Source organism: Belliella calami (genome assembly GCF_022549695.1).
Lineage (GTDB): Bacteria > Bacteroidota > Bacteroidia > Cytophagales > Cyclobacteriaceae > Belliella > Belliella calami.
In genome coordinates this window covers 1-21,507 of the sequence record NZ_JAKZGS010000007.1, presented here as the reverse complement: position 1 = coordinate 21,507, position 21,507 = coordinate 1, and the positions used below count along the sequence as shown (strand labels likewise).

At 37.6% G+C, this 21,507-nt stretch carries 17 protein-coding genes and 1 tRNA gene; 13 read left to right on the top strand and 5 right to left on the bottom strand.

What is annotated here, in order from left to right:
* Nucleotides 1-135: 135 nt before the first annotated feature.
* The 7 genes from rfbA to MM236_RS10015 all read left to right on the top strand — a co-directional run bounded on the left by rfbA (nt 136) and on the right by MM236_RS10015 (nt 7,244).
* Entirely contained in the window at nt 136-1,014 is an 879-nt protein-coding gene (rfbA, locus tag MM236_RS10045) for a glucose-1-phosphate thymidylyltransferase RfbA (RefSeq protein WP_241274846.1), read from the top strand.
* 220 nt (nt 1,015-1,234) lie between these two features.
* Entirely contained in the window at nt 1,235-2,389 is a 1,155-nt protein-coding gene (locus MM236_RS10040) for a glycosyltransferase family 4 protein (RefSeq protein ID WP_241274845.1), read from the top strand.
* Nucleotides 2,390-2,458: 69 nt separating this feature from the next.
* Complete coding sequence (locus tag MM236_RS10035; RefSeq protein WP_241274844.1) at nt 2,459-3,607, top strand: DegT/DnrJ/EryC1/StrS family aminotransferase; 1,149 nt, start codon at nt 2,459-2,461, stop codon at nt 3,605-3,607.
* Nucleotides 3,600-4,214: a sugar transferase gene (locus MM236_RS10030; protein ID WP_241274843.1), complete on the top strand. Its 615-nt coding sequence runs from the start codon at nt 3,600-3,602 to the stop codon at nt 4,212-4,214. The genes MM236_RS10035 and MM236_RS10030 overlap by 8 nt, the downstream gene beginning before the upstream one ends.
* A 13-nt stretch (nt 4,215-4,227) precedes the next feature.
* Nucleotides 4,228-4,812: an acetyltransferase gene (locus tag MM236_RS10025; RefSeq protein WP_241274842.1), complete on the top strand. Its 585-nt coding sequence runs from the start codon at nt 4,228-4,230 to the stop codon at nt 4,810-4,812.
* A 66-nt stretch (nt 4,813-4,878) separates the two neighbouring features.
* On the top strand, nt 4,879-6,801 hold the full coding sequence (locus tag MM236_RS10020; RefSeq protein ID WP_241274841.1) for a polysaccharide biosynthesis protein: 1,923 nt from the start codon (nt 4,879-4,881) through the stop codon (nt 6,799-6,801).
* A 41-nt stretch (nt 6,802-6,842) separates the two neighbouring features.
* Nucleotides 6,843-7,244, top strand: coding sequence for a hypothetical protein (locus tag MM236_RS10015; protein ID WP_241274840.1), 402 nt, complete (start codon nt 6,843-6,845; stop codon nt 7,242-7,244).
* Nucleotides 7,245-7,396: 152 nt separating this feature from the next.
* On the opposite strand, the gene MM236_RS10010 is transcribed toward MM236_RS10015, so the two are convergent.
* On the bottom strand, nt 7,397-8,005 hold the full coding sequence (locus MM236_RS10010; protein ID WP_241274839.1) for an alpha-ketoglutarate-dependent dioxygenase AlkB family protein: 609 nt from the start codon (nt 8,003-8,005) through the stop codon (nt 7,397-7,399).
* A gap of 316 nt (nt 8,006-8,321) precedes the next feature.
* The gene (gene msrA, locus MM236_RS10005) at nt 8,322-9,422 is read right to left on the bottom strand and encodes a peptide-methionine (S)-S-oxide reductase MsrA (protein WP_241274838.1); all 1,101 of its coding nucleotides are present in this window, start codon (nt 9,420-9,422) and stop codon (nt 8,322-8,324) included.
* A 387-nt stretch (nt 9,423-9,809) separates the two neighbouring features.
* Here msrA and MM236_RS10000 point away from each other — a divergent pair, with 387 nt between their 5' ends.
* Nucleotides 9,810-12,509, top strand: coding sequence for a M14 family metallopeptidase (locus MM236_RS10000; RefSeq protein WP_241274837.1), 2,700 nt, complete (start codon nt 9,810-9,812; stop codon nt 12,507-12,509).
* Between the two features lie 218 nt (nt 12,510-12,727).
* On the opposite strand, the gene MM236_RS09995 is transcribed toward MM236_RS10000, so the two are convergent.
* The gene (locus MM236_RS09995; RefSeq protein ID WP_241274836.1) at nt 12,728-14,734 is read right to left on the bottom strand and encodes an alpha-ketoacid dehydrogenase subunit alpha/beta; all 2,007 of its coding nucleotides are present in this window, start codon (nt 14,732-14,734) and stop codon (nt 12,728-12,730) included.
* Between the two features lie 103 nt (nt 14,735-14,837).
* Between MM236_RS09995 and MM236_RS09990 the strand changes: the two genes are divergently transcribed.
* Nucleotides 14,838-15,395, top strand: a complete 558-nt coding sequence (locus MM236_RS09990; RefSeq protein ID WP_241274835.1) for an AraC family transcriptional regulator — start codon at nt 14,838-14,840, stop codon at nt 15,393-15,395.
* A gap of 63 nt (nt 15,396-15,458) precedes the next feature.
* Here MM236_RS09990 and MM236_RS09985 read toward each other — a convergent pair whose 3' ends face one another.
* Entirely contained in the window at nt 15,459-17,183 is a 1,725-nt protein-coding gene (locus MM236_RS09985; RefSeq protein ID WP_241274834.1) for a transcriptional regulator, read from the bottom strand.
* 132 nt (nt 17,184-17,315) lie between these two features.
* On the opposite strand from MM236_RS09985, the gene MM236_RS09980 reads away from it, so the two are divergent.
* From MM236_RS09980 to MM236_RS09970, 3 genes are all read left to right on the top strand, one after another.
* The gene (locus MM236_RS09980) at nt 17,316-18,962 is read left to right on the top strand and encodes a DNA polymerase/3'-5' exonuclease PolX (protein ID WP_241274990.1); all 1,647 of its coding nucleotides are present in this window, start codon (nt 17,316-17,318) and stop codon (nt 18,960-18,962) included.
* Between the two features lie 52 nt (nt 18,963-19,014).
* The gene (locus MM236_RS09975) at nt 19,015-19,302 is read left to right on the top strand and encodes a hypothetical protein (RefSeq protein ID WP_241274833.1); all 288 of its coding nucleotides are present in this window, start codon (nt 19,015-19,017) and stop codon (nt 19,300-19,302) included.
* 258 nt (nt 19,303-19,560) lie between these two features.
* Nucleotides 19,561-20,199 (top strand): YiiX/YebB-like N1pC/P60 family cysteine hydrolase, encoded by a 639-nt coding sequence (locus MM236_RS09970; protein ID WP_241274832.1) that lies wholly within the window; start codon nt 19,561-19,563, stop codon nt 20,197-20,199.
* A gap of 269 nt (nt 20,200-20,468) precedes the next feature.
* Here MM236_RS09970 and MM236_RS09965 read toward each other — a convergent pair whose 3' ends face one another.
* Nucleotides 20,469-21,113: a GDSL-type esterase/lipase family protein gene (locus MM236_RS09965; RefSeq protein ID WP_241274831.1), complete on the bottom strand. Its 645-nt coding sequence runs from the start codon at nt 21,111-21,113 to the stop codon at nt 20,469-20,471.
* Between the two features lie 197 nt (nt 21,114-21,310).
* Here MM236_RS09965 and MM236_RS09960 point away from each other — a divergent pair.
* Nucleotides 21,311-21,384: transfer RNA gene (locus MM236_RS09960), tRNA-Asn, on the top strand.
* The last annotated feature ends 123 nt before the right edge of the window (nt 21,385-21,507 follow it).

Genomic DNA, 21,507 nt, shown 5'->3' with positions numbered 1-21,507 from the left:
CTACGTTTAACGCCATTAACGTTTAACGCTATTAACGTTTAACGCTCTTAACCCTTAACCCCTCTCTTTTTCTCCCAAAAATGCGTTCATTTAAAATTAATCCTTTTGTATTGATTTATTTTCTAATTTTGGAGGATGAAAGGAATAGTATTAGCAGGAGGGTCAGGTACGAGACTTTACCCAATTACCAAAGGAGTTTCTAAACAGTTGTTGGCAATTTATGATAAGCCGATGATTTATTATCCATTGTCGGTGTTGATGCTTGCTGGGATCAAGGAAATCTTGATTATTTCTACGCCACAAGATCTTCCGAATTTTATCAATCTCTTGGGTGATGGGTCTGATTTGGGTATGAGGTTTGAGTATCGTGAGCAACCAAGTCCAGATGGCTTGGCACAGGCTTTTATCATAGGAGAGGAATTTATCGGGGATGATGACGTCTGCTTGGTGTTGGGAGACAATATTTTTCATGGTCATGGACTCACACAAATGCTTCAAAATTCTGTTAAGACAGTTGCAAACGAAAAGAAAGCTACTGTATTTGGGTATTATGTTCAAGACCCCAACAGATATGGTGTGGTGGATTTTGACAAATCAGGAAATGTTCTAAGTATAGAAGAGAAGCCACAAGACCCTAAAAGTAATTATGCAGTAGTAGGCTTGTATTTTTACCCAAATTCTGTGGTCAAGATAGCCAAAGAGATCAAACCCAGTGAAAGAGGCGAGCTCGAAATCACATCTGTGAATCAGGTGTACTTGCACCAAGGAGACCTTAAGGTGGAGTTGATGGGTAGGGGATATGCTTGGCTTGATACGGGAACACATGAATCTATGATGGAGGCTTCCAACTTTATACACACGATAGAGAAGCGTCAAGGACTGAAAGTAGCCTGCCTGGAAGAGATAGCTTATGAAATGGGTTATATCAGTGATGATGAGCTTCTAAAATTGGCAGAACCTTTGAAAAAGAATGATTACGGCAAATACTTGATTAAAAAAGTAGGGAAGAAATAATAATTTATTGAATTATTATTGGTTCTGTTTATTGTTATACTTTTTGGTTCAATTTACTAATTTCTTCATTTAAAATGCGTTTAAGCTGCATTGACTTAATTTCGCCAAGATAATATTACTATTTCTTGGTTTAATTTAAGTATTTTTAAGTGCTGTCTTTTTTTGTAGATGTTTTGAATTTGAGTATCCTTCTACTTACCTTTGCCTAAATTGGTTTTTTATGGTGACTTTTCTAGCAATCTTTACAGCGTTCTTGATCGGGTTTTTAATAACACCGGTTTTGATCTTAGTATTGAAAAGATTGAACCTTATAGATGCTCCAGGCGGGAGAAAGATCCACAACGGATTTATTCCATCTATGGGTGGAATCAGCTTCGTGGTAGGAGCAATAATCTCAGTTCTGACTTGGTTTTCAATGAGTCAGCTAATAGAAATCAGGTTTTTATTGACTGCCTTTGGTTTGATGTTTTTGTTGGGATTGAGGGATGATATGGTCGATATATCTGCTTGGCAAAAAATCGGAGGTCAATTAATTGCAGCTTGTATAGTTGTAGTGTTTGGAGATATTCGATTTTCAAGTATGTATGGTTTTTTGGGGATTTATGAAATTCCCGACGCAGTAAGTTATGGCATCAGTATATTCACCATCATTGCATTGACCAATTCATTTAACCTTATAGATGGTCTTGATGGGTTGGCGGGTTCTGTGAGTGTAGTCACCTTCTTGTTTTTGGGTTGGTGGTTTATGCAGGCAGGCATGATTGGTTTCTCTATGTTTGCATTCATATTGGTAGGTGGAGTGATTTCCTTTTTGGTATTCAATTGGCATCCTGCAAAGATCTTTATGGGCGATACAGGTTCGCTGAGTTTGGGATTTGCGCTTGCGGTAATGACCATTCTTTTTGTGGATAGCAACGGAAACATGAATGATTATGAAGGATGGAAGTTCAGTGCACCAATAGCATCAGGGATTGCACTTTTGATTATTCCTATTTATGATACTTGTAGGATATTTACAAAGCGAACGATGAAGGGTAAGTCTCCTTTGGCTGCCGATAAAAGTCATATTCATCATTTTATGATGAGAATGGGGCTGAGACATGATCAAGTAACCATCACAATAGTCTTGATCAATTCATTTTTTATAGGAATGATGTTTATCGGTTCTAATCTAAATGATCATGTTTTGATTCCTATCATTGCGGTGATGGCAGTGATCTTGGGGCTTAGGTTGGATGTGATTACACTGAGTAGGGTCAAGAAAATCCATCGGGAAACTCCACCGATACTTTCATTGAGAGAAAGAAAAAAGAAGGCTTCAAAGCCAAATGTTAACAAAGAGATATTGGAAAAGGTTAATTTGACACAAAATTAAATTCTTCCACTTTTATCGTTGATTTTTATATTCTTTGCTGTACATTCGGGAATATTTCACCCAGAATACATGTCAAATCCTATTTTATTGTCATCCCCACTTTTGGAAGGGAATGAGAAAAAGTATGTAGAAGAAGTACTTCAGTCCCCTTATATAGCTGCAGGTGGCACTTTTTTGGATAGGTTCGAAAAGGCCTTTACTCCCCTGCTAGATCCCCACAAACTTATTGCTTTGAATTCAGGAACTTCGGCAATCCATTTGGCATTGATACTTCTGAATGTGAAAGAAGGAGATGAAGTTATTTGCCAATCCTTCACTTTCTGTGCCTCTGCCAATCCAATTGTTTATTTGGGTGCGAAGCCTATTTTTGTTGATAGTGAGGAGGATACTTGGAATATGTGTCCAATAGCATTGGAAGAGGCTATCATTGACCGTATGAAATTTGGAAAAAAACCGAGAGCAATCATCATAGTAGATCTTTTTGGTGTGCCGGCAAAATATGATGAATTATGTGCATTGTCAATGAAATACGAAATACCGATTTTGGAGGATGCTGCTGAGTCTTTGGGTTCGAGTTATAAAGGGAAGGCATGTGGCACATTTGGAGAGTTTGGTGTTTTTTCATTTAATGGAAACAAAATTATTTCAACGGGTGGTGGTGGAGCTTTGGTATCTAAAAATCTAGATTTGTTGGAAAAAGGAAGGTATCTATCCACCCAAGCAAGAGAAAAAGTCCATTATTTCGAACACCATGCTGTAGGCTATAACTATAGAATGGGAACCATTCCTGCTGCAATTGGATTGGCACAGTTAGAGACACTAGATCAAAAAATCTCCCAAAGGAGAGCTGTTTTTGCAAACTATCAAAAGATGCTGGATGATTTTTCTGAGATTTCTTTTTTGGCAGAACCAGCGTATGTTTTTTCAAACAGGTGGTTGACTGCGATACAGATTGATTCACAGAAAGCTGAATACAATAGAGAAGATTTAAGGATTGCTTTGGAGAAGGAGCAAATAGAGAGTCGCTATCTTTGGAAACCTTTGCATTTGCAGATGGTTTTTAAGGATTTTCCATATTATGGAACAGACATAGCGGAAAAGATTTATGATAAAGGTCTATGTCTTCCAAGCAGTTCGCATCTGACTATGGAAGATCAGCTTCACGTGGTAAAGGTAATAGCAGCACTTCATCAAAAAAAAGCAAGTCCAAATGTATAAACGATACGGGAAGCGGACACTGGATCTGCTTGTTGCTGTTTTCTTGTTTCTGTTATTTTCGCCAATATTTGTATTGATTTGGGTTTTATTGTTTTGGAACAATAAAGGTTCGGTATTTTACTTTCAAAATAGACCGGGGTTGAATGGTGAGATCTTTAGGATTATCAAATTCAAGACAATGAATGATATCTTTGATCTTGATGGCAATCCACTTTCAGATACTTTGCGTATTACCAAAATGGGCAGGTTTATCAGAAAGACTTCATTTGATGAGTTGCCTCAATTGATGAATGTAATAAGAGGTGAAATGAGTATGGTGGGACCTCGGCCGCTATTGGTTGAGTATTTGCCTCTTTACAGCCAAAAGCAAGGTTTAAGGCACAGGGTGAAGCCTGGTATTACAGGTTGGGCTCAGATTAATGGGCGAAATGCAATTTCTTGGGCAAAAAAATTTGACTTGGATGTTTGGTATGTCGAAAATGTGGGTTTTATCCTTGATTTGAAAATATTGCTCTTGACATTTGGCAATGTGATAAGTGGAAAGGGTGTGTCCCAACAAGGCCATGTCACCGTTGGGAAATTTACGGGTCGTGAAAATTCAAATTAATAAAATTAATAGCATGTATATCTACGGAGCTTCAGGGCATGCGAAAGCATTGATAGACCTTATTGAAGATAGTTCTTTGATAAAAGGCGTTTTTGATGATGATCCCAACAAACTTAAAGTTTTGGAATTCAGAGTTTTTCATTCCGCTATGCAAAACTTACCAAATGATTTCCCTTACGTCCTTGGTATTGGGAGCAACGCAATCAGGAAGCAAATAGTCACGGGAAAACTTATGAGAATGAATTTCCAAACCCTACATCATGGATCGGCTATTCTATCAAAATCTGTAAAAATTGGTGATGGATCTGTTTTTATGGAAAATACGATAGTGAAAGTGGATACTACAATTGGGAATCATGTGATCATCAATACAGCCTCAACTGTAGACCACGATTGCAAAATTGATGATTACGCTCATATAGGTCCAGGTGCGACCTTATGTGGTGGTGTCTCGATAGGAGAAGGGAGTATGATAGGTGCCAAATCGGTGATACTCCCTGGGGTTTCCATTGGGAGGTGGTGTGTGGTTGGGGCAGGAAGTGTTGTTCATAAAAGTATAGGTGATGGGCTCACATGGATCGGAACTAGTTTGAAATAATAAATTTGTATACAATTTGAATGAATTTGTGAAAAGCTTTTTATATTCAATCTGTCAATTGTAAATATGTTTAAAATTAAGCATCATGTTAAGAATCTTCGGATCATGCCAAAGTGGGTGATCTTAATGATAGATGCTTTTATTTTATTTCTGTCAGTACTTTCGGGATTTCTTATCCGGTTCAATTTTGATTTTTCGGAACAAGATGTTTATAGGAATTTTTCTGGCTTAGCCATATATGTATGTTCAGGTATTGTTGTGATGCTTTTTTTCAAAAGTTATGATGGGATTGTAAGATTGTTTGGAATCAAAGATATCATCAACCTATTCAAGACAGTGATTTTTACGATTCTACTGGTGACCTTCATTAATATAGGAGCAGTGTATTTGTTTGACTACGAAAGCTATATTTCAATATCGGTATTGATAATTGCATCATTGCTGTCATTGGTTTTTCTGGTGATGTACAGGTTTTTGATCAAGGAATTATGGCTTTATGTTAAAAGCATTGGGATAGAAGAGGATTTAAGGGTAGGAGTGATTTTTGGAGCGGGAGAAGCAGGTGTCATCACACTGGAAGTCATCAAAAGAGATAGCAACACAAATTTGTTTATCCATGGTTTTTTGGATGATGATCCTAAGAAAGAAGGAAAGCAAATAGATGGAATGGTGGTGTACAGAGGATTAGATCGATTGGAGGAATTGACCCAAAAATATAATGTAACAGAACTGATTATTGCTATTCAGGATATTTCTGTTCAAAGGAAAAGAGAGATCACAGATGCATGTTTGAAGCTAAACTTGCATGTCAGCATTGTCCCACCTATAAGGCATTGGGTCAATGGAGGGCTTCAAGCACAAGCAATCAGGGATGTCAAGATCGAGGATCTTTTGGGTAGAGATCAAATTTCCCTGGACAAAAAGCATATCAATGAAGATATCAAAGATAAAGTTATTTTGGTCACAGGGGCTGCAGGCACAATTGGAAGCGAACTTAGTCGTCAAATAGCTTATTACAAACCAAAATTATTGATTCTTCTTGATCAAGCAGAATCAGCTTTGTATGACTTGGATCAGGAATTGAAGCAAGGTGATTTGGAGGTCAATCATAAAGTGATTCTTTCTGATGTGAGGGATAGGAGAAAAATGAATATTATACTCAGAAATCATAAACCTCAAGTGATTTTTCATGCAGCAGCGTATAAGCACGTTCCAATGATGGAAAATTATCCAGAAGAATCCATTAAGTGTAATATTTTGGGAACACAAATTTTGGCAGACTTGGCTGTATTGGCTAAAGTAGAGAAATTTGTCTTGGTCAGCACTGATAAAGCCGTAAATCCCACCAATGTAATGGGAGCGACCAAAAGAGCGGCGGAGATTTATGTGCAGTCTTTGAATTCCTATTTGGAGGCTAATCATCAGGAGCGTTACACCAAGTTTATCACAACCAGATTCGGCAATGTACTTGGTTCTAGTGGGTCTGTGATTCCACTTTTCAAAAACCAAATTCTGAGAGGAGGGCCATTGACTGTGACACATCCTGAGATCACCCGGTATTTTATGACCATACCTGAAGCTTGCCAGCTTGTGTTGGAAGCGGGTGCTATGGGTAGTGGAGGAGAAATTTTTGTATTTGATATGGGACAACCTCTGAAAATATTAGATTTGGCAAGAAAAATGATACAGCTGAGTGGTAAGAAAAATTACGAGGAAATAAAGATTGAATTTACTGGTTTGAGAGAAGGGGAGAAGTTGTTTGAGGAATTGCTGAATGATTCTGAGACAGTAAAGATAACGCATCATCCAAAAATTTTAATTGCAAAAGTCACTCCTGTAAATTTTTTGAAGATTGAGGGACAGTTTTCTTTGCTTAATAAATTAATTGGAACTGACACTGAAAATGCACTTGTGTCGCATTTAAAGACAATAGTGCCTGAATATGTGAGTAATTCTTCCCGTTTTGAAATTTTAGATAGAATGAATTAATAAAAAACAAAAACTATATATAGACTCAAAAAATGTAAAGTATGAACAAGTATGTAAAAATCGGGATTTTAGTCTTAGTTGTGGTACTTTCAGCCGTCGTTTATTGGCGATACTTTTTTGTCTTCAGTGAAGGTGTAAAGGCTGGAAATTTAAACTACTTTGAGAAAAAAGGTTTTGCTTTCAAAACATGGGAAGGTAGATTGGTGCAGGAAGGTTTCCAAAGTCCAACGGCTGGAGCTCTGCAGAGCAATGAATTTAGATTTAGTGCCCAAGGTGATGATGTAGCGCAAAAATTGGAAAGGGCAAGTGGGAGATTCGTAGAACTTCGCTACAAAGAATATCTTCATCCAGTGCCTTGGAGAGGTGCAAGTGAGTATGTTGTGATTGAGGTCTTGGACGTGTCAGATGCCAAAAAAGAGTCTGAAGGAACTCCTTTTAATTAGGTCAAATAGACCTTTTAAAATTAACGACTTTTCGCTGTTTTCCACAAGTGGATTTCTTTTGCAAAATATAGCGAGTTGCGTATCCACTTCAATTTAAGCCACAGAAATGCAAGCTTAAATCATTGTGGAAATCCTTATGATTTTCAATCAAGTCATCCAAGAATCTTTCTGAAAGTCAGATTGATTCTTGGATTTTTTATTTTTTTGCTTTTTGGTAATTGATGTTCCCAAAATTGCTGTGTCTTGCCTTTCATCAAGAGCAAAGAACCATGGGTAAGATTTACTGCCTTTTTGGATTGCTTGTCTTCGTATTTTCTAAATTGAAATTCTCGGTCAATCCCAAAGCTTACTGATGCAATCAAGGGATTTTCACCGAGTGATTTTTCGTTGTCTCTATGCCAACCCATACTATCTTGACCATTTCTATAATAATTCAGCAAGACATGTGAGAATTCACTTCCACAAAAGGCCTCTATTTCATCTTTGATCCTCAGTAATGGTTTGATCCAGTTATGAGCAGTCATTTCAATGCCCGAATACCGATAGGGGATATATGGGTCTCCATAGAGTGCAGTCAGTCTAGGTTGCATTATTTTTTTTCCAAACATCCATATTGGCTCTTGCACCCATTCGATGTCTTCTATCAATGCTTTGAGAAATGCATCACTATCTGAATTATTGAAAAAATCGGGTATATAATCAACTTCTCCGAAAGTGTTTATGATGGTAATTGGTTGTTTGTCTGCAAATAAGCTATTCATATATGGTTTAATATGTGTTTCATCTTTAATACACCAGTATCTACATTTTATAAAATAAATACCTTGAATTCGTCAACAGCCTCTACAGTCTTAAGACCACAGCTGATTGAAATGAACTTCATACTATATTATTAATCGCTATTAGTAAGAAAGCGGATACAGAGTTAAACCAAGAATCAAAACCTGACTCTGGATAATAATGTGTAAACCAAATTCAGGCAAGATCAATTTTGCTGCTGTCGATAGTCAACAATCGTCAGCAGCGTAATTTCATCTGAGAATTCACCTTCTGATGTCATTGCGGGTAATTTAGAGTTTAATCTACCAACCACACATACTGTCCATAGCCTTCCTTTTCCATGTTTTCTTTGGCAACAAATCGCATCGCTGCTGAATTCATGCAATATCTCAAATTAGTTGGTTTGGGTCCATCAAAAAACACATGACCAAGATGTGAGTCACCTAGTTTACTTCTGACTTCGACCCTTATCATTCCATATTCTTCATCAGTAGGTTTATCTATCAACCTTGCATCGATTGGCTTTGTAAAGCTGGGCCATCCTGAATAGGACTCATATTTATCGGCTGAGCTGAATAATGGGGCTCCAGATACGATACATACATATATTCCTTTTTCTTTATTTTCATTGTAAAGATTCGAAAAGGAAATTTCCGTTTCATTGTTCATCGTAACGGCATATTGGAGTTCATCGAGTGTCTTCTTTAACTCCGATTTTGACGGCCGGGTATATTTATCTTCTAGCTTTGAAGGCCAATGTTCAGCGATGAATGCATCTCTTCCAGAACCTTTGCGATAAGCATAATATTCATCTGGATTTTTTTTGTAATAATCCTGATGATATGCTTCCGCTTCATAGAAAGTGTCATACTTCACGATAGGTGTGACGATGGGTTTCTGAAAAATCCCTGATTTATCAAGTTTTTGTTTAGATTCTTCAGCGACTTTCTTTTGGGTGGTATTGTGGAAAAATATTGCAGATTCATATTGAGAACCTCTGTCATAAAATGATCCGCCTGCATCAGTAGGATCAAATTGTTGCCAAAAAATTTCCACGATCTCTGAATAACTGATTACTTCTGGATTGTAGGTGATTTGGACTGCCTCTTTATGACTTGTTTTTCCAGCACTTACATCGGCATATGTTGGATTTTTTTCTTTTCCACCGCTGTATCCAGAGACCACTGATACTACACCGGCGACATTTTCGAAAGGGGCTTCTATACACCAAAAGCAACCGCCGGCAAAAGTTGCCTTTTCGACAGGGCCAGCGTAAGTATCTTTAGTTTCATTTTCCACCAATTTGTCTGATCCGTTTTTGGCTTCGGAACAAGAAGCTAAATTGATCATGAACATAACTGTCAGCGTAATTATGAATTGATGAATTGTATTTTTCATAAATGAAATTGATTGAGGAGTAATTGTATTTTATAGATTTTTTGTTCACCTATCAAGGAACAAACAGATAGTATAGATGAATTGTTGCAAAACAACATCTTAATATACGTTTCTATATGCAAAAAGAGATTTAAGCATATGGAAAGTTGGTCCTTTGGTCTGTGTCCTCACAGACCAAAGAATGATTCCTATATTCAGTGTCCCCAAAGGCCAAAATTTTAAATTAAAATTTGCTACCCTTATATAAAAACTTTAGAAAGCATCTTTCTTGACCTTCCAGCAAGTTTATTCCATACCAATCAAACCTAATTAACTCCGATCATAGATGGGTGTTTTGATGTGGAAGTTTCAGCCTGTATTTTTAGAATAGCAATAAAAAACAATACTATGAGAAAAATATACATTCTGTTTGCTTTTGTGATGATGTCAGTCGCTGTGAGTAAGGCACAGCAGATCCCAACACCAAAAGAGCATTTTGGATTTGAGATTGGTGATGACTATCAGCTTGCCACTTATGAAGCTACAGATGCCTACTTCAGAAAAGTTGCAGCAGTTTCAGATCGGGTAAAATTCGTAGAGATAGGTCCGACAGAGGAAGGCCGTCAGATGCCAATGATGATCATAACATCCCCTGCGAATCACCAAAAACTAGCCAGATACAAAGAAATATCCCAGCTCCTAGGTCGTGCAGAAGTTTCTGAATCAGAAGCAAAAAAGCTTTCATTGGAAGGGAAACCAGTAGTTTGGATTGATGGAGGCTTACATTCCACAGAGACAGTTGCTTCCCATCAATTGATCGAAACTTACTATCAGTTGGTTTCTAAAAATGACCCTGAGACTTTACAGCTTTTGGATGATTTGATCATTCTATTGGTGCATGTGAACCCTGATGGACAAGAGATTGTCACAAATTGGTTTATGGGGCAAGAGGATTTGGAAAAAAGGAATATGAGAAGTCCTTATATGTATCAAAAATATGTAGGACATGACAATAACAGGGATTTTTTCATGAATAATATGAAAGAGTCTACTAATATTTCTCTTCAGCAATATGTGGAATGGATCCCTCAGATTATCTATAATCACCATCAAACATCTCCAGCAGGTACAGTGGTAGCAGGTCCTCCTTATAGAGATCCATTCAATCATGTTTTCGATCCTTTGATCATGACAAGTTTGGACGGAGTCGGTGCTGCAATGATCAATCGTCTGAACGCCGAAGATAAGCCGGGTTATACAAGATTGAGTGGGTCTGTTTTTTCTTCTTGGTGGAACGGTGGATTGAGAACAACTCCATACTTTCACAATATTATAGGAATCTTGACTGAAACTACTGGTAGCCCTACGCCTTCTAGTATTCCTTTGGTACCAGATAGATTGATTCCTACCCATGCTACGCCATTTCCAATAGAGCCTCAATCTTGGAATTTCAAAAAATCGATAGATTACTCAGTTTCGATGAACTATGCTGTATTGGATTATGCCAGAAGAAATTCAGACGCCCTTTTGTTTAACATTTACAAAATGGGGAAAAATGCCATAGATAAAGGCAATACTGATTCTTGGACAAAGTATCCAAAAAGAGCGGCAGCAGTCACCGAAGCATATAATGCAGATAAAGATTCCGAATCAAATAATGCCAGAAGGGGAGTGATTCCGACCAAATATTTTGACAAAGTCTTCAAAGATCCTTCATTGCGAGATCCACGTGCTTTTGTTTTACCATCTAACCAAAAGGATTTTCCTACCGCGGTCAAGTTTATCAATGCATTGATAAAATCTGGTGTGATGGTTCATAAGGCTTCTGCAGATTTTTCCCATAATGGAAAAAGTTATCCAGCAGGTTCTTACATTGTAAAAACAGCTCAGGCTTTTAGGCCACATGTTTTGGATATGTTTGAACCCCAAGACCATCCAAATGACTTCCAATACCCAGGAGGCCCTCCTGTAAGGCCATATGATGCTGCTGGATGGACGCTTGCATTTTCTATGGGAGTTGAGTTTGATAGGATTTTGGATGATTTTGAAGGTTCTTTTGAGCAAGTTCCATATGGAGAAATTCAAGCCATGCCAGCCCAAAAATTAGCGGATGGATCTGGTTATTTGATCGATGTGCGGGTCAATAATTCGTTTATCGCAGTCAATGATCTTTTGAAGGCTGGTGTAGAAGTTCAGAGAACAACCTCCGAAGTAGAAGGCTTGCCCGTAGGATCTTTCTATGTTGGCTCCAAAGGTAAAAAAATCCTTGAAAAGGCAGCTCAGGAATATGGGATCAAGCCTGTTTCGGCTTCAAAACCCCAGGCCCTGAATAAAGTAAAAGCCTCGAGGATTGCCTTGTTTGATTATTATGGTGGTTCTATGCCATCCGGATGGGTTAGATGGATGCTAGAGCAGTATAATTTTCCATTTGAAGTTGTCTATCCACAAGAGATTGACAAAGGTGATTTGAACAAGAAGTATGATGTAATATTGTTTATTGGAAATGGAATTCCTGGAGTAGGGGATTATCCATCTAGAAATCAAGCAATTCCTGATGAAATTGACTCGGAATATCATTCATTGCTAGGTACTTTGTCTACAGATAAATCTATACCAGCAATAATGAATTTCTTGGAGAATGGGGGAGATGTCGTTGCTGTAGGTGCAGCCACTACTTTGGCTTATCACTTGGATCTTTCTGTTGAAAATGCATTGGTTGAAAAAACAGATGATGGAAAAGAACGAGGACTGACAGGTGATAAATATTATATTCCTGGAAGTATCTTAAAAGCAAATATCAATCAAAAAAGTGGTGTTAATTATGGAATGGGAGATACCGCAAACATGATTTTCAATAATTCACCAGTATTTAGATTGACTGATGAAGCTACAGCAAAGGGAGTAAAACCTTTGGCATGGTTTGATGAAACATCACCTTTGGTAAGCGGATGGGCTTGGGGTGAGTCGTATCTGAAAAATGGAATTGTTGCATTTGAAGCACCGGTGGGAGAAGGAAAGCTTTATGCCTTCGGTCCAGAAATTACTTTCAGGGCACAAGCTCATGGTACATTCAAAATGCTTTTCAACAACCTTTATAAAACAAAGTAGTCAATGTCTGTCCAAAGCACGAACACTTGATAATTGGAAAATTGTTGATTTATTTTTGAAATTCAACTTCCTTTTTGATTTTGAAATCAATTATTTGATAGTTTCTATTTGGAAATGTAAGTGTGGAAGAAAAAATGAAAAGGGCTTTTCTGTGAAGAAAAGCCCTTTTTTGTCCAAAGGTTATTCAAATATCGAATCTTGTTGTCAAAAAATCCTTATCAATAGTCAATTAATTTTTTTAGCTTTTCTTTGAATCTTTCTACTGGAAGAAAATTTTTCTCTAGGTTTGGGGCAAAAGGGACTGGGGTGTCCAAACTGCCTTCCCGCATCACAGGTGCATCTAGCAATTCAAAGCAATTTTCGGATATCCACGCACATATTTCACTGCCAATTCCGCCAGTCAGGCAATCTTCTTGAAGGAAAATTACTTTCCCTGTTTTTTCAACTGTCGCTTTGACTGCTTCTTTGTCCCACGGAAGAAGCGTTCTCAAATCAAGAATATCAGCATCAATTCTCATTTCTTCTACTGCTCCTTTTGCCCAATGAACTCCCATTCCGTAGGTAATAATGGAAACTGCTTGTCCTTCAGACACAAGTTTGGCTTTTCCTACTTCTATGGTATAGTAATCGTCTGGGATTTCAGCTGAAAGAGAACGATAAAGTCCTTTATGCTCAAAATACAGGTAAGGGTTAGGGTCTTCCAAAGCTGCATTGAGCAAGCCTTTTGCATCATATGGATTGGAAGGATAGACGATTTTCAATCCTGGTGTATGGAAAAACCACGCTTCATTGGATTGGGAATGGAATGGGCCTGCAGCAACTCCTGCACCTGTGGGCATCCGGATAACTACATCTGCATTTTGTCCCCAACGATAATGGATTTTGGCAAGATTGTTCACAATCTGATTGAATCCCACAGTGACAAAATCGGCAAACTGCATTTCTACCATGGCTTTGTAACCTTTCATAGAAAGCCCCAGTCCAGCTCCTATGATTGCACTTTCACAAAGTGGCGTGTTTCTTACCCTCTCAGCGCCAAATTTTGCTTTGAAACCATCCGTGATTTTGAAAGCACCTCCATATTCGCCTATATCCTGACCCATCAAGACCAAGTTGGGGTACTTTTCCATTGACTGCCTGAGGCCATCAGAGATTGCATCAATGAATCGTTTTTCAGTTTTTTGATCACTTTCTGGATAGATTTTCTTTTGCTCAAATGGAAAAAATAGATCTTCTAACTCTTCTTTTGTATTTGGCTTTACAGGTTCTTCAGCAAAAGCAATATCAAGTCCATTGTTGATTGCAGCTTTGATTTCCGAAATCATTTCTTCATTTTTCTCTTTACTCAAAACACCCGTTTCCAAGAGAAACTTCTCATAATTCTCTACAGGATCTTTGAGGGACCACGTTTTCATCAGTTCTTTTGGAACATATTTGGTCCCTGAAGCTTCTTCGTGTCCCCTCATTCTAAAGGTGATAGCCTCTACCAATACTGGCCTTGGGTTTTTTCTGATATCTTCTGCTAGATTTTTGATGCAATCATATACCTCCAGTACATTATTTCCATCTACCCTGACAGTTTCCATTCCATATCCAGGCCCTTTTTCTGTAAAATACCGAAAAGCGAATTGTTCTTCACTTGGGGTACTCAATCCATAGCCATTGTGCTCCACTACAAAGATGACAGGCAGTTTCCAAACTGCAGCCACATTGAGTCCTTCATGAAAATCACCCTCCGAACTAGCACCATCTCCAGTAAAAACAAGTGTGACTTTCTCTTCTTGTGAGAGTTTATTTGCAAGTCCGATTCCATCGGCAATAGCCAGTTGAGGTCCCAAATGGGATATCATTCCGACTATATGGTGCGCTCTACTTCCAAAATGAAATGACCTGTCTCGGCCTTTGGTAAAACCTGATTTTTTTCCCTGAAACTGTGCGAATAGCCTTTCCAAAGGAATGCCTCTCCCTGTGAAAATACCCAGATTCCTATGCATTGGAAGTATGAACTCATCTTTATCCAGTGCATTGACAGCTCCTATGGAAATAGCTTCCTGACCCCAGCCGCTGAACCACTTCGATATTTTTCCCTGTCGGAGTAATATCAACATTTTCTCTTCTATTTTCCTTGGAAAAAGCAAGGATCGATAAAGATCAAGTAAGGTATCATCACCATAGTTTTTTCGATCAAAATCAACAGGCGAATCAGCGAAAATTTCTCTATTCATAATGGGCTTATTTTGTAGCCACAAAATAGAGTTTTCTATTCAATTTCTGAATGATTTCGAGCAAGATTCCTTCACAATGGGAATCTTTGGTTAAATTAGCTAGATGGTAGAGCTGCAGATAAAAAATATGGTATGCCCAAGATGTGTAATGGCCGTAGAAAATCTATTGATAGACCAACATATTCCTTTTGAAAAGGTGGTTTTGGGGAAAGTGTTTATAAAAGAAAAACCCACCAAAGATGCTATGGCCAGTCTAGAAGAGGGTTTAGTTAAAATGGGCTTCGAAATTCTCCAAGATAAGGATGTCAAAAAAATAGAAAAAATAAAAACAATTCTTCGCCAACTATTGCAAAATGATGATGTTCCTCCTGGATTTAGTATGTCCGAACATATCAAATCTTTATTGAATGAAGATTATAGTAAATTAAGTCACTTATTTAGTAGCATGGAGGGGGTGACGATTGAAAAATTCTTCATTTCCCTAAAAATCGATAAAGTAAAAGAGTGGCTGTTTTATGAAGAAATCTCCTTAAGTGAAATTTCCTACAAATTAGACTACAGTTCAGTCCAACACCTTTCTTCCCAATTCAAAAAAATAACTGGCATGACACCGTCTGAATATAAAAAAATGATCAAAAAAAGTCCCGGTGGATGGAGATAATACTCTGAAAAATCAAAACAACTTTTAATAGCAGCTTAATTTAATCACAGTGAATTTATTTTTTTAATCCTCTTTTTCAGGATCAAATAAAGCTCCATTCACAGCTATTTTCGTCAAAAAAAACACATCCTTTGTGCTTTGTCTATTCTGGTTATCCTGAAATCTAATTGTTTGTTTTCCAGAAAGTAAATAGTTGTTGTCATACCACCAAGAGAGCATCAGGCTGTTTTCGTCAGTTTCCCGAATACGCTCGTTTTGATCAATCAAGGCAATCTCATAGGTTTCATTTTCAAAAATCAATTCACCATCATAAATATAGCTCAAAGAAAGCATTTTGTTATCGAGAAACATAAAGTGCAATTTTTCTCCGGTAAAACTGATTTCCCCAAATTTCCCTGGATTGTTTGTAGTCTTTCCGGGAAGTTTGAGGGAGTTGTCCCAAATGATATTGCCATCATTGTCAAGTAACAACAACTGGGCAGCATGAAATTTGTATTCGCCTTCTCTGTAATTGTTCATACCTGGGCCATAGGGCAATCCTCTTAAAAAATAAGGGTCATTGAACATCATCGAGTTGTACATAGGGCCAAATTGATTCATTCTATACATATTGTTTGCATAGACTCCATCCCGAGGATAATACCGTGGATTATTGGCAGTGAACAAATCGCTGTAAATCAAATAACCGTTTCCCAAAGTAATTACTTCTCTTGTTGAAAATGCAGCTCTAATATCTGGGGATTTACCTTTATTGAGAGATTTTTCAAGAGACTTGATTTTCCTTGCTTGCTGCTTCTCAGATAAATAATTATAAAAATTGGGGAAATCTTCTAACGTATAATACTTTTTTGTGGACTCACCAAACTCGTTGATATCTATCAAATAGATACCCTGATAAGCTTCTTGCCTTTGTTTTCCAAATGTGCCGATAAGGGATTGTGAATATTCTTGAAAAGGTGTTAGAATTCCTTCGATTATTTCGAGTTTAGGATCATCCAGTCGATCTACATTTACTTCCCGTAATTTATTTCCCTCCATGTCAAAAGTCAGTATAGAGACCTCTTTCACTTTATATTGGTTTCTTTTGCTGACCAATACATCCAAAACCTTAAGCTCGTGATCTTTTCTCAATTGCAATACTTCGGTGTTTTTTGAGTAGATCCCTTGTGCTGTAAAAATATTGTTTGTCGAAAGGTCAAAAAGTTGCAAAACAGGCAAAGATTCCGAAATTCCCATAAAAATCACTTTTCCTTCCATTACATAAAACTCCTTGAGCTCCATGTCCAGTACATTTGAGAGGTTATACTCTTTTGTTTGATGATTCTCAAGATTGATTTCGATGATATATCGATCTTCACCGATTGTGGAATTTCGTTTTTGAAATAGCACATAGAAAATCTCCCCGTCAAGATCGTACCCTGCTAACTCGTGATTGTCACGTACAGCCATTTTTTTTAAAGGCCCTTGGTTAAGATCGAAATCAGCTGTGAACATCTCAAAATTCAGTTTTGAACTAAAACCCTTCTCCTTCATTGTTCTAAAACCAATAATTCCATCCTTATAGAAAGAAGTCATGAAATTGTTTGCTAAAAATTCAGCTTCAAATTCTAATCTATGAGTGAACTCGACTTGACCAAAAAGGCTAGAAGAGATAATTGCAAAAAAGCAAAAGGAATATAGATACTTCATGGTTTGTTTCTGATATTTTACTTGATCTAGCTCTGTTTTGTTCTTGGCAAAGTTTAGAACTTTATCAGCAAGAAAGAATAGCGTTTTTATTGCTATCATTTGCTTAAGTTAAGCGTTATGATTTTATTTTGAAACAATTAATTAGGACATTTGTCTATATCGTGAATTAAGCCCATCAAAACATTGGATCAGAAAAGCATAATCAAGAAACTCAAGCTCATCATTAAGTTGATGGAGCTTCATGACGAAAATACATTCAAGATCCGCAGCTATCAAACAGCTGTCAATACCTTAGAAAGAGGTGAGGATATTTTTATAGAAGGAAAAAGCTTTGAAGAGCTCCAAAAAATCCCCGGAATAGGAAAGAGTATTGCAGAAGTGATTTTTCATTTGGATACAACTGAAACGCATACCTATCTAGAAGAATTGCTGGCAAAGACTCCGAAGGGAATTTTGGAAGTGTTGGAAGTGAAAGGCCTTGGTCCAAAAAAAGTAAAAATACTTTGGGAAGAAATGAATATCACTTCTACGCACGAACTTTTGGAAGCTTGCCAAGCTGGTCAAGTGGCAAAAATAAAAGGTTTTGGAGAGAAGACGCAGGAAAGTATTATCCAAGCGCTTGAATTTAAAGCGTCAAATCAGGGAAAATGGCTCTTTGCCGATATAGAGGAGGCTGTGCTTGCTTTGGATAATGAATTCAAGATTTTGAAAGATGTAAAGACTCAAGCTATTGTAGGTGAATTTGCCAGGAAAATGGAAATCATTACTGAGGTAGAATGGCTTTTTGCAGTAGAGGATAAGGATACAGTCATCAAAGCACTAGGTTCAATAATTAACATAGAGCAGGATTATAAGCGAAGCAGTCCTTTCAAATGGAGAGGAAAGATCATTGATCCTGAAGTGCAAATAATTATCCATTTCACAGATAGTGAAAAATTCATCAAAGAGAAAATCTTGAGAACTGGTTGCAAGGCGCATTTGCTTTTTCCAATGGAAGGGAATGTGCCATTTATCGATATTCTGAATTCTGAAGCTTTTATGACCGAAGAAGAAGTTTATAAGAAAGCTGGTTTTAGGTGGATTCCTGAAGAATTGAGAGAGGGTTTTTTCGAATTTGACTGGGCAAAAGATGAAGAAAAGGCATTGTTGGAAGAGAAAGACCTAAAGGGAATCCTGCACAATCACTCTACCTACAGTGATGGAAAGCATACCTTGCGGCAGATGGCTGAGCATTGCAAGTCCTTGGGATATGAGTATTTGGGGATCTCTGACCATAGCCGGACAGCAAGTTATGCTGGCGGATTGGATATCGAAAAAGTACAAAAGCAACAAAGGGAAATCGATGAGTTGAATCTAGAGTTGGCTCCCTTCAAGATTTTCAAAGGGATAGAAAGTGATATTTTGACAGACGGTAGTTTGGATTATCCAGGAGAAGTGTTGGCTAGTTTTGATTTTATTGTGTCCTCGATCCATTCAGGGTTGAGTATGGATCGAAAAAAAGCCACAGCACGCTTGCTCAAAGCCATAGAAAATCCACATACAACTATTCTTGGACATCCTACGGGTAGACTTCTACTGAGAAGGGAAGGTTATCCTATCGACCATAAAGTGATCATAGATGCCTGCGCGGCAAACGGTGTAGTTATTGAAATCAATGCAAATCCTTGGAGATTGGACTTGGATTGGCGCTGGATTCATTATGCATTGGAGCAGGGAGTTATGCTTTCTGTCAATCCTGATGCGCATGCTATGGAAGGATATGCGGATATGCGTTATGGTGTTTTGGTAGGAAGAAAAGGAGGCTTGACAGCCGATATGACTTTCAATGCATTGAATCTTGAGGAGATTGAAAAGCATTTTTCCAAAAAGAAAAAGTAAATTGAATTATAGCCAAAGCATTTTGGTTGCATTATTTATTAAATAAAGAAATATGAATTGGATGGAAAAAGACGAGGATTTGCTATTGCAAAGATCGTTTTTATTTGGCGCGACAGGGATCATTTTATGTCTTTTGGCATTGGCAAATACATATTATCAAGTTTTGGAAGCGCCAATGGGGCCATTGAATGGTGTCGGGATAGCCTTACAGTTTTTTGGACTCAGCATTGCAGTTCTTGTGCTTCGCAAAAGAAAAATCACAGAAGCAGTCAAGGATAAATCAAAAAAAATGATTTTGGTGTTGGGTGTAGCTCTTTTCTTTTTCTTCTTGGTGATTTGAAAGAAGGATTGCAAGGTTGGAAGGTTAGAGAGTTGGAAGGTTAGCTGACGTACGAGAGTGGTTAAATAGCATTCTTTGTACCTTATAAATCTTGTCCGCCGTGGCCGATGCTACTATTTTCAACTGATAGTTAAATTGAAAGATTGAGAAATTTTAAGATTATGTTAAGTGAAGTGCGAAAGAGAACGGATAGCATTCTTTGTACTTCTTACATTGTTTTATTTCTCTTTGGTTGTCAAATTGTAAATATTTATTCAAATGAGATTAAAGTATTCTCTAGTACTATATTTCCTAGCTATAATCAGCTTTTCCTGTACCACAGAATTTCAATTTCAAGAAGGAGATATCCTTTTTCAAGATGGAGATTGTGGTGATTTTTGTGATGCAATTAGGAAAGTTACCCAAGGGTATGATGGTAGGGATTTTTCACATAATGGATTACTGATGAAGGAATCCGGAGATTGGTTTGTTTTGGAAGCCATTGGGAAAGGTGTCAGTAAAACACCACTTCATAGTTTTTTGGATAAGCATGTGGACTCAAATGGAAACCCTAAAGTGATGGTCGGTAGATTGAATCAGGAGTATAGACATTTGATTCCAGCAGCCATTGAAGAAGCACAAAAGCATTTGGGTAAGCCGTATGATTCAGTTTTTGATTTTGAAAATGATGCTTTCTATTGCTCCGAATTGATACATTTTTCCTTTAAGGCGGCAAATGGGGGAGAGGACTTCTTTACTCCCAAACCAATGACCTACAAAGATCCTGGTACAGGAGAACTCTTTCCCATCTGGGAAAAGTATTTTGATAAATTGGGTGTAGAAATACCAGAAGGTAAGCCAGGGTTGAATCCAGGAGGAATGTCTTTAGAACCTGTCTTGGAGATGATTGAGTTGTGATTTTAGATTAAAGAGGGTTGATTTTAGATTTGGGGAATCTGTGAAAAGAGAAGCGAGAGATTAGAAGCGAGAGACAGAGTGGCAAGAAACGAGAAGCGAAAAACAAGATACAAGAATCAGGGCTTCTATGATTATGTCACCTCGACGGCAGGAGAGGTCTCTTTACTTCGATTAAGAAGCGTGTCCAAGGATTGAAAACGATAAGAAAAAATGCCAAGTAAACTCAGTAAATAAAACTTATTCTTAGAGTTCTCTGTCCCTCAGCAATTTTAGCGAGAGGAAGTAATTTCGGTTGCGATGGTCTGTGCCATGATTCCCAGCCCTTCCGTGTTAGGGTGTACGCCATCAGGGAGAAGGTCTGGACGTTCTTTTAATGGGCTGTGCAAGTCAATGATTTTGGCACCTGTTTCATTTGAAATTTCGAGCAAAAGAGGTCTGATTTCTTCTATCATTACTTTTTCATTGATTCCCCAATTATCCTTTGCGACAGGTACTGGGATGCAGATATAGACTTGACTATTTTGTGGCATAGCCGTTTTGAATGCTGCTATTAAATCTAGGTAATCTTGTTTGAAATCCTTTTTATGTATCCAATTTTGAGGCTTGGAATCATTCGTTCCCAGCTTGATAATTAGAATATCAGGAGAAAATCTCTTCACTTGCTTGAACTGTGGTTCGTTCCAATAAGGTTTGTCCCCTTTTTTTAGCAGCGTCCTACCGCTTACACCAAAGTTTTTGACCAAGTATTCATCGCCAATCATTTCCTGCAACTGAAGTGGGTAGCTATCTTGGTGATCTCTGCCAGGACCTTGTGTGATGCTATTTCCCACGCATGCGATTTTGATTTTGCTTTGCGAATATGCATGACTGAAAGAAAATAAGGCAATAGCCAATAAGAGGATTTTGGTTTTCATTGGGAGTTTTTTTTTAATGTTTGAAGATAAAGAAAATTTCTTTCTTTTTTATGAAAAAATAAGTGTCTGATTAATAGGTTAAAAAATCTTTGAAGGCTGATAAGCTGATTTTTTTTGATGTTAGTGTTTGGAAAAAATCAAACATCCTGTTATGTTTGCATCACGTTAACGGAAAGCGTTGACAAAACAAACAAAATTCCTCCTTAGCTCAGTTGGTTAGAGCACATGACTGTTAATCATGGGGTCCTAGGTTCAAGCCCTAGAGGGGGAGCAAAACCTCAGAGAAATCTGAGGTTTTTTTTCTTTTCAAGAAGTGGATTTTTACTTATACATATTATATTCTTCAATTTTTGACAAATTCTACATTGGTTATTCAGCTGATCCATGGAGGAGG